We start from the raw sequence: 12,398 nt of genomic DNA, 5'->3' as shown, positions 1-12,398 counted from the left end.
GTGCAATTCTTGCGTATTGTGCAAATCATGGATGCGGTGGAAGAGCGTCGCAGGCGCAACAGGGCACGCAAGCGACGGCTCATCGGAGACGCGGCGGTGGGCCTGGCTTTGGAGGGAGGGCTGGAGAGCCTGACCGTCGAGGCGATCGCCGAGGCGGCCGACATCTCCACCCGGACCTTCTTCAACTACTTCTCCACCAAGGAGGAGGCCCTGACGGTCGGCCCCTCCTGGTCGGCGGAGGAGCTGGCGGCGCTGGTGGCCGCGCGTCCCGCGGACGAGCCGGCGGTCCGGTCGATGCGGGTCATGGCCAAGGAGATCGCCGAATCCTACGTGCCCAGCCGCGAGCAGGTCGCGCTGTGGCGCCGTCACCCCGAACTGCTCACCCGGGCGCGCAGGCCCGCCGACCAGGAGCAGATCTTCGTGACCCTCATGCGGGCCGTGGCCGAGCGGACGGGGGCCGACCTGCCGCATGAGGTCTACCCCAGTGTGCTGGTCGTCACGACGTTCTCCATCATCGAGTGGGCCGTACGGGCCTCCTGGCGGGACGGCGTCGGCAAGCCTCTCGACGATCTGATCGACGAGGCCTTCGACCTGATCGAGCACGGCCTGTAGAAACCCGCCTCGCGGGAACCAGAAGATCCACAGACGGTCTGCTCGCCGCGGCACGCCCTGATGAACGGCTCGTTCATCCTGCTGGGGGTGCTGCTGGGAGCCGGTCTCGCGCTGACCCGGCGCGCCTGGCCGCAGGGCCGCGGCACGGTCGTCGGGGGCGCGCTGGTCGCGTCGGCCGCCGTGAGCTGGATCCTGGTCGGCCTGGCGCCGGAGAACGAGAACATCGTCGTGCACGGTCTGGGCGCCTTAGGGATCTTCGCCCTCGGGAACGCGGGAGCGCTGGTGCTCGGATTCGCCACCCGCGGCGCCCCCGGGTGGCGGGTGCCCGCGGTGCTCGGCCTCCTCGCGGGCGCCTTCGGGCTGGTCATGGCGGTCCTGTTCCTGTGCAACCAGTTCCTCGGGCTCGGGCTCGGCACGATGGAGCGGCTGGTGATCTACCCGCTGATCGTCTGGGCGGCGACGGCGGGCGCGTTCATGATCGTCGGACGGCGACGGTGAGCGGGCGCGCGCCCGGCCGTCTCAGCGCCGTCACCTCCACCAGGGAAAGGTCCCCCATGACACCGAGCATGCAGGCGCGGCTGACCACCGTCATGGTCAGGCTGATGGGCGTCAAACGGCGCATGTACGGCAGCGCGGAGAAGGTGCACCGGAGCATCGCCGCCGACCGCCGGCGAGGCCCCGCCGTACCGCGCTTCAAGGACCGGCTCTGCGTCGAGGAGCAGCACGTGGCCGGTCACCGCGTCTACACGGTGAGCCCGAAGAGCGGGCGCGCCAAGCGTCACCTGCTGTACCTGCACGGCGGCGGCTGGTCCCTGTCGATCACCTCGCTGCACTGGGACCTCATCGGCACGCTGGCCGAGCGGCTGGGCTGCTCGATCACCGTCCCCCTGTACCCGCTGTCCCCCGAGCACACCGCCCGCGACGTGTGGGCCATGCTCCTGCCCCTCTACCGGGAGCTCGTCGAGTGGTTCTCCCCTGAGTGCCTGACCGTGATGGGCGACTCCTCGGGCGGCAACCTGTCCCTGTCCCTGGCCATGCAGGCCAGGCAGGCCGGTCTGCCGCAACCGGCGCACCTGGTGCTGGTGTCGCCGTGCGTCGACATCTCCATCAGCGACCCGGTCATGCCGGCGCTGGAGCGGGTCGACCCGATCCTCGCCCGCGAGGGCGTGCGCGAGGCCGGCCGCCTGTACGCCGGAGGCCTGGACCCGCGGGATCCGGTGGTCAGCCCCCTGTACGGCTCGCTCCGCGGACTGGCCCCCATCGCGGTCTTCACCGGCACCCGCGACATCCTCAACGCCGACGCCCACCGGCTCAGGGACAGGGCGCGCCAGGAGGGCGTGTCCGTGGACGTGTTCGAATACCCCGGCATGCTGCACGTCTGGCCCCTGTATTCCCTGCCCGAGTCCAGACGGGCGATCGACGAGATCGTCGCGATCGTCGAGGGGGGCCGCGACTGACACCGCCGGACGGTCCTCGCCCACCACGGAGAGCTGTCCTGCCCCGTCCCCAGGACGGCGACTCGACCGCCAGGCCTCGCTGCGCCCGGCGGTCGAGCCGCGGTCATCAGCGCGGTCATCGGCGGGTCATCGGCGTCTGCCTCCTGCTCGCCGTCACCGAAGCCCGCGCCGAAGCCCGCGCCGAAGCCCGCGCCGAAGCCCGCGCCGAGGGCCCGTCAGTCGCCTTGGCCTTCCTCGGCGGCCTGTCGATCGGGCGCGGCCTTGATGCGCCAGCCCGTCGCGGCCTCTCGCGTCTTCCAGAGGGTGGCGTAGAGACCGCCCGCAGCCAGCAGGCCGTCGTGGGTGCCGCGCTCGGCGACCCGGCCGCCGTCCAGCACGACGATCTGGTCGGCGTGCCGTACGGTGTTCAGGCGGTGGGCGACCATCAGCACGGTACGGCGCCGCGCCAGCGCGCGCACGGCGGCCGCGACCGCGGCCTCGTTCTCCGCGTCGAGCGCCGAGGTGGCCTCGTCCAGCAGCACGATGGGGGCGTCCTTCAGCAACGCCCTGGCGATCGAGACGCGCTGGCGCTCGCCGCCCGACAGCGAGGCCCCGCGCTCGCCGACCTGTCCTGCCCATCCGCCGGGCAGGCGCTCGGCGATCTCGTCGCAGCGGGCCAGCCCGGCGGCCTGCCGTACCTCGGACTGGCTCGCCTCGGGCCTGCTGAGCCTGATGTTGTCCTCCAGGGTGCCCTCGAACAGGTAGACGTCCTGGGAGACGAGCGAGACGTGGTCCATCAGGTCGGTGAACGTCAGCTCTCTGACGTCGGCGCCCGCCACGCGCACGCTGCCCGACGAGACGTCGAAGAACCGGGCGACCAGGTGCAGGATCGTGGTCTTGCCGGCGCCGGAGGGGCCGACGAGCGCGGTGACGGTTCCGGGGGCGACGGTCAGGCTGACGTCCCGCAGGAGCGGGCCATCGCCGGTGTAGGAGAAGGACACGTGGTCCAGCTCGACGGAAGGCTCGCCGAGCGCCGCCGAACGTGCGGGTTCCGGAAGCGGCGGCGTGGCGAGCAGGCGTTCGAGCCGGTCCAGGGAACCCGCGCTCATCCGCAGGACGGCGCTGATCGCGGCGGCGTCCCGCATCGGCTCGACGTACCTGGCGGCCAGCACCATCGCGGTGATCAGGGCTGCCGCGTCGAGGCTGGTCGCGATGGCCGCGGCGGTCAGCAGCAGAACCGCGAACGCGCCCTGGATGGACAGGCCGAGCGCGGTCAGGGCGGGCAGCGCGGTCCGGATGCGCCGCGTGGTGGCGCGGCGGTGCTCCTCGACCGCGGCGGCGAGCAGTTCCAGACCCTTGCCGGTACGGCCGGCCGCCCGAAGCACGGGCTGGGCCTGGGCGAACTCGACGGTTCTCGCGCCCAGCTCGGCGGTGGCGGCGTCGATGTCGTGGTCGGCGACGGTGATCTTGTCGCCCATCCAGCGGGCCGCCAGCCAGACGATCGGGGCGACGGCCAGCGCGGCCAGCGCCATCCGCCAGTCGGTCGCGGCCAGCACGGCGATCGTCACCGTGGGCGCCACGGTCGCTGCGGCCAGCGGCTCGAGCAGGTGGGCCGGGGTCTGCAGGATGTTCATGACGCCCGCTCCCGCCAGGCGGCCGAAGGGGCCGACGCGGGCCTGGCCGAACCAGCCGAGCGGCAGCCGTACGACGTGGTCGCCGAGACGGTCCAGCAGGAGCCGGCACAGGCCGTAGCCGGCCCGGCGCGCCTTGATCATCGCGGCCCGGTGGACGAGGCCGTAGAGCGCGGTCAGCGCGAGCAGGCACAGCAGCGGTGCCGTGGCGTTCGCGCCGGTGAACAGCGCCCGCAGGATCGGCAGCAGCAGGCCGAGGACGGCTCCCATGAGCGCGGCGGAGGCGGTCATCGACACGACGGCCAGGCGCAGGTCGCGGGCATGGGTGGGGGCGGGGGCATGGGTGGGGGCAGGGGCATGGTCGGCGAGGGCGATCAGGCGGCGGATCACGCGGCCACCGCCTGCTGCGCGGCCCACAGGCGGGCATAGCGCCCGTCCGCCGCCAGCAGGTCGTCGTGGGTGCCGCGCTCGGCGACGCGGCCGCCGTCCAGAACGACGATCTGGTCGGCGAACTGGACGGTGTACAGCCGGTGGGCGATGACCAGCAGGGTCCTGCCGCGCATGAGCCGCGACAGCGCCTCCTGCACCGCGACCTCGGACTCGGGGTCGGCGAAGGCGGTGGCCTCGTCGAGCACGAGGACCGGGGTGTCGGCGACCAGGGCGCGGGCGATCGAGACGCGCTGCGCCTCACCGCCGGAGAAGATCGCCTCCTCGCCGACCACCGAGCCGTAGCCGCGGGGCAGTTCCAGGACGCGGTCATGGATCAGGGCCGCACGGGCCGCGGCGTGCACCTCCTCGTCGGAGGCGTCGGGCCTGGCCAGGGCGATGTTGTCGCGCACGCTGGCCCGCAGCAGCCGCACGTCCTGCAGGACGAAGCCGACCCGCCGGTACAGCTCGGCGTCGGGCAGGTCGCGAAGGTCGACGCCGCCGACGCTGATGGTGCCCCGTGCGCCCTCGTGCAGGCGGGCCAGCAGGGCGGCCAGCGTGGACTTGCCCGCCCCGGAGGGGCCGACGAGCGCCGTCACCGTGCCGGGGGAGAGGGTGAGGTCGATGCCGTGCAGGACCTCGTGCTCGCCGTACCCGAAGCGGACCCCGGCGAAGACCACCTCGCTGCCGCTGGGCGCGGGGCCTGCGGGAGGGTCGGTCCTGGTGGGCGTGCGCAGGAGGCCGCCGATCTCGTCGACGGCGGTGCGGGCGAACTGGATGTCCTGCAGGGTGTATCCGAGCGCGAGCAGCGGCGCGGTCAGGCCGGGCGCCAGCAGCAGGTACGGCACGACGTCGGCGGGCGCGAGCGCGCCCAGCCAGACCAGCAGTCCGCCGCCCGCCAGCGCGGTGGCCGTCGCGACGGGAGCGGAGTAGACGACCGTACCGGTCACCATGGGCCGGTCGACCGAGCGCGACCAGTCGTCGAGGTAGCGGCTGAACGCGCCGGTCGCGGCCCGCCAGCGCCCGTGCTCGCCGCCGGTCCTGCCGAACACCTTGACCACCGCGATGCCCTGGACGAACTCCACCGCGGCCGCGCCCAGCCGGGCGAGGGCGTCGTGGTAGCCGGCCATGCCGGCGGTCGCGATGTCGTTGACCTTCTTGTAGAACACCGACCCGACGACGACGGGGAGCAGGACGATCCCCGTCAGGGCCGGGCTCACCCACAGCATGTACGCCAGGGACAGGGTGGGCACCAGCAGGGCGCCGACCGCGTCCATCAGGCTCTGCGCGACCAGCCGGTGCAGGGAGGCCACGTCGTCGGTGACGGCCTTGCGCACCCGGCCCGAACCCTGTCCGCCGAACCAGTCGAGCGGCATCCTGGCCAGGTGCTCGGCCATCCTCGTGCGCAGGTCACGCTGCAGGTCGTTGTCGGCCACGTTGGTCAGGACCGTGACCCCGACCGTGCACACCGCCCTCACCAGCAGGGCCGTCGCCGCCACCGCCGCCACCCACCACGCCGCCGCCGGCGAACCGCCGGCGAGCAGGTGACGGGCGAACTCCGCGATCGCCACCGGCGGGGCCACCGTGGTGACCGCGACGATCACCTGCAGGGCCGCGGCCGCGGCGAGCTTGCCGCGGATGGGGCGAAGGAGCCGTGCGAACACCACGTACGAGGAGCCAGGTTGTAAGGCCATGGGGGGAGGTCGCCTTCCAGGTCATGGATTCGGTCGGCGCGGCACGGAAGCACGCGCGCCTTCTTTGATGCTCACCTGGATCCACATTCAACCCCGGCGGGGCGCGGCCCGACGAGGGTGCCGGGCAGGGGCCGCCTCAATCGGCGTCCGGCACGCCCGCTCGTCGGGCCGTGTCAGGCGTCGTGGGGTCTGGCGGGGCGGACGAGGCCGCTCTCGTAGGCGAAGACCACGACCTGTGCGCGGTCCCTGAGCCCCAGCTTCAGCAGGACCCGGCTGAGGTGCGTCTTCACGGTGGCCTCGGCCAGGTGCATCGCCGTGGCGACCTCGGCGTTGGACAGCCCGCGCGCCACCTGGATGAGCACCTCGTGCTCGCGGGAGGTGAGCAGCCCCAGCCGCTCGTCCCGCTCGGGGGCGCCCGGCGCGAGCTGGGGGGCGAACTTCTCCAGCAGGCGCCGGGTGATCCGCGGGGAGACCGCCGCGTCGCCCGCCGCCACGTTGCGGATCGCGGCCAGCAGTTCCTCGGGCCGGGTGTTCTTCGGCAGGAAGCCCGAGGCGCCGGCCTTCAGCCCGGCGAAGGCGTACTCGTCCAGGTCGAAGGTGGTCAGGATGAGCACGCGTGAGCGCGGGGAGTCCCTGACGATCCGGCGGGTGGCCTCGATCCCGTCGACGCCGGGCATGCGGACGTCCATCAGCACGACATCGGGGCGTAGCAGCCGGGTCATCCGGGCGGCTTCGTCGCCGTCACCCGCCTCGCCCGCCACCTCCATGTCCGGCTCGGCCTCGAACACCATGCGGAAGGCCATGCGCAGCAACGACTCATCGTCGGCGATCAACAGCCGGATCGTCACGCCGTGCCCTTCCCCGCCAGGTCCGCGGCGAGGTCGAGGCTCGCCGCGACCCGCCAGCCCCCGTCACGCAGGGGACCGGCATGGAGGGTACCGCCGTAGGCGGCGACGCGCTCGCGCATGCCGGCCAGGCCCCGCCCTGGCGCGCCTTCCGGCGTCCGCCCGGCGCGGCCGTCGTCGGTGACCTCCACGTCGGCGCGCCGCGGCGTCAGGTGGACCCGGACCTCGGCCGTCGCGCCGGGGGCGTGCCTGAGCGTGTTGGTCAGGGCCTCCTGGGCCAGCCGGTAGACGGTGAGCTGGGCGGCGGCGGGGACCGCCGCGGGGTCACCGGTCACCTCCAGGCGGGTCGGCAGCCCGGCCGCGCGCATCCTCTCGGCGAGCGGACCGAGCTGGGCGATCCCGGGAGCCGGATGGAGCAGCTCGCCGGACTCGCCCTGCTCGCCGGAGCCGAGGGAGCGCCGCATGTCGGCCAGGGCCTGCCGCCCGGTATCGGCGATCTGCTCCATGGCGGCGGCCGCCCGGTCCGGGGCGCGGTGCCGGATGTACGCCGCGCTGTCGGCCAGCGCCACCATGACCGACAGGTTGTGGGTGACGATGTCGTGCATGTCGCGCGTCATCCGGGCGCGCTCGTCGGCCACGGCCAGCCGCGCCCGCTGCTCGCGGTCATGCTCCAGCGACGAGACGTACGCCCGCCGGGCGCGCGTCCACAGGCCCGTGGTGAGGGCGGCGGCGGCCATCGCGGTCAGCGCGGCCACCGTGAACGGGAACTGACCGGGCGGCGCCCACCGTGCCGCGGCCAGCAGCACCCCCGCCTCCAGCGTGAGCCCGGCCGCCAGCGCCTGCCGCCAGGGACAGTAGGCGCCGACCGTGTAGAGGGCGACCAGCAGCGCGGCGTCGGCGGGAAGCTGCACGTCGGCGGCCCATTGGATCGCGGCCGCGGCGGTGATCGCGCCGAACGTCGCCAGCGGCGCGCGTCGTCGCCACGCCAGGGGCGTCACCAGGGCCACCTGAAGCAGCAGCGACCACGGCTGGCCGCGTGTCAGGACCTGGCCGGGCCCGAGCGTGGCAAGAAAGATCACGGCCGCCAGCAGGGCGTCGGCAGGCACGGACGACCATCGAGTGAGCGCTGCGAGGCAGGCCACGGGACGATCGGCGCGTTTCATGCCGCTCACCCTAGTTGTCCTGGGGATTCACTCCCCATCCTCCTCAAGGAGGAACATCCGGGCACCTCAACCAGAAGTCGTAGATGTGGATCAGCCGTACGCCGCTAGCTCGGCGCCGCGCCCCGCTGCCAGCCTCGTGGCACTCATCTCGTCAGGAGGCTCACATGCCCTTCATCACCAAGGCCGCAGGCGTCGCCGCGCTGGCGATGGCCGCGGCCATCGCACCCACCAGCATCCACGCCGCCTCGGCCGTCCCGACCCGGCAGGAGCAGGCCGCGCAGCGGATCACGATGACCCTGCCCGCGCCGACCGAGCCGAATCCCGTCGGCACCATCGCCGTGCGACTGGTGGACCGCTCGCGTCACGACCCCCTCGTCAGGTCGAAGCCCTACCGGGAGCTGATGGTCAGCCTGTGGTACCCGGCGAAGGACGGCGGGTCCCTGCCCGTCGCTCCCCAGATGGCGCCCTTGGCCGCGGCTGACTGGGACCGTCATTCCGCGCCGCCCATGGGCATCGCGGCGGGCAAGGTGGACTGGGCCGCCACCCCCACCCACGCCCGCGTCGGCGCGCCGGTGGACCGCCGGGCCGGCAGGCTTCCCGTCGTGGTCTTCGGCCCCGGCGACGGGGGCCCGCGGACCCTCGGCACCTCCTTGGTGCAGGACCTGGCCGCGCGCGGCTACCTGGTCGTCACCGTGGACCACACCTACGAGGCCGACCAGGTGGAGTTCCCCGGCGGGCGGGTCGTGCGCGCTCTGCCCCTGCCCAGCAAGCTGACTCCGCGCGTCATCGCCAAGCTGCTCGCGCAGCACTCGCAGGCCCGTATCGCGGACATGCGCTTCGTCCTGGACCAGATCGCCGCGCTGGGAGAGGGCCGCGGCTTCGGCGAGGAGGGCGGGCAACTGCCCGCCGGGCTGAGCGGCGCCCCCGACCTGTCCCGGGTGGGAATGCTCGGCCAGTCCCTCGGCGGGTCGGTGGCCGCGCAACTCGTCCACGACGACCGGCGCGTGGTCGCGGGCGTCAACCTCGACGGCGGCTACGTCGGAGGGGTGGCCAAGACCGGCGTCGCCAAGCCGTTCCTGCAGCTCGCGGCCGAGGCGCACACCCGGGCGAGCGAACCGAGCTGGAAGTCCTTCTGGGCGGCCACCACCGGCTGGAAGCGGGAGCTGCGCTTCGCGGGCGCGGCCCACGGCTCGTTCACCGACCTGCAGGTGATGATGCCGCAGATCGCGGCGAAGCTGCCCCAGGTGCCCGTCGCCGACTTCGTCGGCACGATCGACCCCCGCCGGTCCGTGTCGGCCCAGCGCGCCTACGTCGCGGCCTTCTTCGACCTGCACCTGAACAAGAAGCCCACCAGGCTCTTCGACGCCCCCGACGCCCGCTACCCCGAGGTCTCCCTCATCCCCTGAGCCGCCTGGGCTCCACCGCCGGATCTCCGGCCGGACCCGCGGGCGCGCGTCCGTCGTTCGCCGTGTCCGGCCGGGGGCGGGTACCGGCCACCTGCTTGTTCCGGACGCGGCGCGGCTGAGGTGTCGGTAGGGTGCCCCCGGTATGGGTGATAGCTCGGACATGTCGTGAGAAGTGGGGGTGCCGTCGCATCGGGGTCCGGCAGGCGCCGCGCCTGGGCGGGAAGCCGGGGCGCGTCGATCAGTCACCGACCGGCAAGGCGGGTCCGGCCGAGCGGGAGCTCAACCGGACGGCGGTCCGGTACGCGGTGTGGCTGCGCTCGGCGGTGAGCGCGGCCTGCGCGGTGTTCGGGGTCCTCGAGGTGCCGGTCGAACGCCGGCCGGCCGCGCTCGCGGTGATGGCGGTCGTGCTCGGCTGGTCCGCCGTCCGCCTGGTCACCCTCGGTCGCCGCACCACGGGGCGGATCGGGGGCCTCGTCGCGATGGACGCGGTGGCGCTCGTCGTGATCGGCGCAGGTCAGGTGGTGGCCGGCCCGGGGTACGCGGGCGGGTGGGCGTTGGCGCTGATCTCCATCGCCGCTGTGACCTCGTCGTACGAGTGGCCGGACAGGCCGCTCGTCGGCATCGGGCTGACCCTGCTCGGGCTGGGCGCCAACGTCGCCGGCTATGCCGCGCAGTCCGGCGCATGGGCGCCGGCGGTGTTGCCGGGCCTGCGGGTGCTGGTCGAGATCGCCCTGTCCCGGCTGTCGTACCTGCTGGTCCGGTCACAGGCGCGGGCGGCGGACCGGCTCGGCGAGCGGATCGCCGCCCGCCGCAGGCGGGCCGCCGTCGCGGCGGCCAGGCGGGCGGCCGAGCGCGAGTACGTGGCGACACTGCACGACACGGCGAGCACGACCCTGCTGATGGTCGCCGAAGGGCACGGCCGGGCGGGGGTGGCCGAGCGGGCACGCCACGATCTGGAGGCGATCGCCGGCGTCCCCGGCACGGACGCCGGCCACGTCGAGCTGGCCGCTCTTCTCGCCACCGCGGCACGCCACGACGGCGTACGGGTCCACGAGGCGATCGACGCCATGCCGCCGCTGCCCGCGGCGCCCGCCCTCGCGATCTTCCATGGCGTCAGGGAGGCCCTGACCAACGTGGCCAGGCACGCGGGCGTCGCCGAGGCGTCGTTGCGAGCCGGGCTCGACGAACGGGGCAGGGTGGTCGTCGAGGTGCGCGACCGCGGCCGCGGCTTCGTACCCGACGACGTGGGACCGCATCGGCGTGGCCTGTCCGGTTCGATCGCGGGGCGGATGGCCGGCGTCGGCGGCCGGGCGACGGTGGCCTCGCGGGTCGGGTACGGGACCACGCTGCGCTGGATGTGGCCGGTGGAAGGCGATGACTGACGAGAACGCCGACCGGCTCGCCGCCCAGATCGGAGATCGGCTGCTGCGCGGCGTGCGGATCTCCGTGCTGGCGGTCGCGGTGACCGTGCAGTTCAGCCTCTCCCTGCCCGAGCTCCTGCGGAACAGCTCCCGCTACGCTCCGCTGTGGCCGCAGGTCGTGGCGTTCGCGCTGTTCGCTGTGGTGGCCGCCGGCTCCGCGGCTTTCCTCGCCTGCGGCGGGCGCATCCCGCGCCGCGCCCGGGTGGCCGGGGTGTGCCTGGCGCTGCTGGCCGTCGCCGCGGCGGCCGGGTCGGCACCGCCGGGCAGCCACCTGGAACCGGCCGACTGGTACTTCGGGCTGGCCGGCTGGCACGGCGTGCTGCTGTTGTTCGACCTGCGCCTGCGCTTGCTGGCCGCCTTCCTCGGCGCGACCCTCGTCATGACCGTGGTCAAGATGGTGGCACCCGGGATGCCCGACCTCAGGGCATGGGCGGCGATGGCCGTGGCCGCGGTGTCGGTCTACGGCTTCCAGCTGGCGCTCGGGCTGCTGGCCCACGGCGTCCAGCGGATCTCCGTCCGGGCGCGGGAGGCCGCGGCGGAGGAGGAACGGATCCGGACGGAGGAGGAGACGGCGGAGCACCGGCACCGCGATCACCAGCGGCGGTACGCGGCGCTGCTTCCCACGCTGGTCCCGCTGCTGGCCGGGCTCGGGTACGGCTCGCTCGACCCTGCCCATCCGGACGTCCGGCGCCGCAGCGCGCACGAGGCGGCCAGGATGCGCCGGATGTTCGCCGAGAGCGACGACGTGCCCGACCCGCTGATGCACGAGCTGCAGGCGGTGATCGAGGTGGCCGAGCGTCGCGGGGTGGCGGTGCGGTTCGCCGCCCGGGGCGTGCCCAGGACGCCGCCGAAGGAGGTCAGGCGCGAACTGATCGAGCCGGTGTCGGCCATGCTGGCCGCGGTCGCCTCCGACGCCCGGGTCACCCTGGTCCGCGCGTCCGACCAGGTCCGGGTCAGCGCGGTCGGCGACGCACAGGACCACACGCACCTGGCCCGCCGGCCCGGGCGAGTGAAGGTTCATCACATGGTGACGGAGGATCGAGCATGGGTGGAGACGGTCTGGCAATCACGGTGACGCTGGTCGACGACCATCCGGTGGCGCTGGCCGGGACGGAGGCCTGGTTCGCCGCGGCGAGCCCGCCCATCGACGTGGTCGCGGCCGGGGCCTGCGCGCAGGTCGCCTGGACACCGCCGGGCGACTCCGCCGCGGTCGTCGTGCTCGACCTGCAACTGTCGGGGCCGCAGCCCGCCTACGCCGACCTGAGACGACTCGTCGACGACGGCAGGCAGGTCATCGTCTACACCATGCGGGAGGACGAGAACACCGCGCTCACCTGCCTGGACATCGGCGCGTTCACGTTCCTGACCAAGGCCGAGGGCAAGGAGCACCTGGTCGCGGCCACGGTCGCGGCCGCCCACGGCCGGCCGTACACGCCGCCGGCGCTGGCCGGGGCGTTCGGCGTGAACACCCGGCCCGACCGGCCGCAGCTGTCCCAGCGCGAGCAGGAGGTGCTGATCGAATGGTTCCAGTGCGAGTCGAAAGAACTCGTCGCCGAACGGCTGGGCATCACGCCGCGCACGGTCAGCTCCTACCTGGACCGCGTGCGGATCAAGTACGCGAGCGTGGGCAGGGAGGCCAGGACCAAGGCGACCCTCGTCGCGCGCGCCCTGCAGGACGGCCTCATCGGCATCGACGATCTGTGATCGGACGGGCGCGTAACGCATTGCGGGTCGAACGACCGTCACCCGCGAAGATCACCTTTT

General features: G+C 73.7%; 10 protein-coding genes and 1 pseudogene. 7 read left to right on the top strand and 4 right to left on the bottom strand.

Features of this window, described 5'->3' with window-relative positions:
* Positions 1-27 precede the first annotated feature (27 nt).
* The 3 genes and pseudogenes from ACWEVS_RS09230 to ACWEVS_RS09220 all read left to right on the top strand — a co-directional run bounded on the left by ACWEVS_RS09230 (position 28) and on the right by ACWEVS_RS09220 (position 2,069).
* The gene (locus ACWEVS_RS09230) at positions 28-612 is read left to right on the top strand and encodes a helix-turn-helix domain-containing protein (RefSeq protein WP_452550747.1); all 585 of its coding nucleotides are present in this window, start codon (positions 28-30) and stop codon (positions 610-612) included.
* Between the two features lie 54 nt (positions 613-666).
* Positions 667-1,110, top strand: a pseudogene (locus ACWEVS_RS09225) (DUF998 domain-containing protein); the annotation flags it as partial.
* 56 nt (positions 1,111-1,166) lie between these two features.
* Positions 1,167-2,069 (top strand): alpha/beta hydrolase, encoded by a 903-nt coding sequence (locus tag ACWEVS_RS09220; RefSeq protein WP_452550745.1) that lies wholly within the window; start codon positions 1,167-1,169, stop codon positions 2,067-2,069.
* 215 nt (positions 2,070-2,284) lie between these two features.
* On the opposite strand, the gene ACWEVS_RS09215 is transcribed toward ACWEVS_RS09220, so the two are convergent.
* The 4 genes from ACWEVS_RS09215 to ACWEVS_RS09200 all read right to left on the bottom strand — a co-directional run bounded on the left by ACWEVS_RS09215 (position 2,285) and on the right by ACWEVS_RS09200 (position 7,807).
* Positions 2,285-4,069, bottom strand: coding sequence for an ABC transporter ATP-binding protein (locus ACWEVS_RS09215; RefSeq protein ID WP_452550743.1), 1,785 nt, complete (start codon positions 4,067-4,069; stop codon positions 2,285-2,287).
* Positions 4,066-5,799, bottom strand: coding sequence for an ABC transporter ATP-binding protein (locus ACWEVS_RS09210; RefSeq protein WP_449922695.1), 1,734 nt, complete (start codon positions 5,797-5,799; stop codon positions 4,066-4,068). The genes ACWEVS_RS09215 and ACWEVS_RS09210 overlap by 4 nt, the downstream gene beginning before the upstream one ends.
* A gap of 173 nt (positions 5,800-5,972) precedes the next feature.
* Positions 5,973-6,647: a response regulator transcription factor gene (locus ACWEVS_RS09205; protein ID WP_354913397.1), complete on the bottom strand. Its 675-nt coding sequence runs from the start codon at positions 6,645-6,647 to the stop codon at positions 5,973-5,975.
* Entirely contained in the window at positions 6,644-7,807 is a 1,164-nt protein-coding gene (locus ACWEVS_RS09200; RefSeq protein ID WP_452550741.1) for a sensor histidine kinase, read from the bottom strand. The genes ACWEVS_RS09205 and ACWEVS_RS09200 overlap by 4 nt, the downstream gene beginning before the upstream one ends.
* Before the next feature lie 164 nt (positions 7,808-7,971).
* Between ACWEVS_RS09200 and ACWEVS_RS09195 the strand changes: the two genes are divergently transcribed.
* From ACWEVS_RS09195 to ACWEVS_RS09180, 4 genes are all read left to right on the top strand, one after another.
* A complete protein-coding gene (locus ACWEVS_RS09195) occupies positions 7,972-9,213 on the top strand; it encodes an alpha/beta hydrolase family protein (RefSeq protein ID WP_452550739.1) in 1,242 nt (413 codons plus the stop codon).
* A gap of 146 nt (positions 9,214-9,359) precedes the next feature.
* The gene (locus tag ACWEVS_RS09190) at positions 9,360-10,595 is read left to right on the top strand and encodes a sensor histidine kinase (protein WP_452550738.1); all 1,236 of its coding nucleotides are present in this window, start codon (positions 9,360-9,362) and stop codon (positions 10,593-10,595) included.
* Entirely contained in the window at positions 10,588-11,709 is a 1,122-nt protein-coding gene (locus ACWEVS_RS09185) for a hypothetical protein (RefSeq protein WP_452550736.1), read from the top strand. Before ACWEVS_RS09190 ends, ACWEVS_RS09185 begins: the two co-directional genes overlap by 8 nt.
* Positions 11,679-12,338, top strand: coding sequence for a DNA-binding response regulator (locus ACWEVS_RS09180; protein WP_452550734.1), 660 nt, complete (start codon positions 11,679-11,681; stop codon positions 12,336-12,338). Before ACWEVS_RS09185 ends, ACWEVS_RS09180 begins: the two co-directional genes overlap by 31 nt.
* Positions 12,339-12,398 lie beyond the last annotated feature (60 nt).

The organism is Nonomuraea sp. NPDC003754, from assembly GCF_053605785.1.
Note: the sequence above shows the minus strand (reverse complement) of the source record. Positions and strands in the feature narration are given on the sequence as shown.

Excerpts from the sequence above, each read along its gene's own strand:
- ACWEVS_RS09180 (WP_452550734.1), top strand. The coding sequence starts at position 11,679 with ATGGGTGGAGACGGTCTGGCAATCACGGTGACGCTGGTCGACGACCAT.
- ACWEVS_RS09210 (WP_449922695.1), bottom strand. The coding sequence starts at position 5,799 with ATGGCCTTACAACCTGGCTCCTCGTACGTGGTGTTCGCACGGCTCCTT.
- ACWEVS_RS09185 (WP_452550736.1), top strand. The coding sequence starts at position 10,588 with ATGACTGACGAGAACGCCGACCGGCTCGCCGCCCAGATCGGAGATCGG.
- ACWEVS_RS09200 (WP_452550741.1), bottom strand. The coding sequence starts at position 7,807 with ATGAAACGCGCCGATCGTCCCGTGGCCTGCCTCGCAGCGCTCACTCGA.
- ACWEVS_RS09195 (WP_452550739.1), top strand. The coding sequence starts at position 7,972 with ATGCCCTTCATCACCAAGGCCGCAGGCGTCGCCGCGCTGGCGATGGCC.
- ACWEVS_RS09230 (WP_452550747.1), top strand. The coding sequence starts at position 28 with ATGGATGCGGTGGAAGAGCGTCGCAGGCGCAACAGGGCACGCAAGCGA.
- ACWEVS_RS09220 (WP_452550745.1), top strand. The coding sequence starts at position 1,167 with ATGACACCGAGCATGCAGGCGCGGCTGACCACCGTCATGGTCAGGCTG.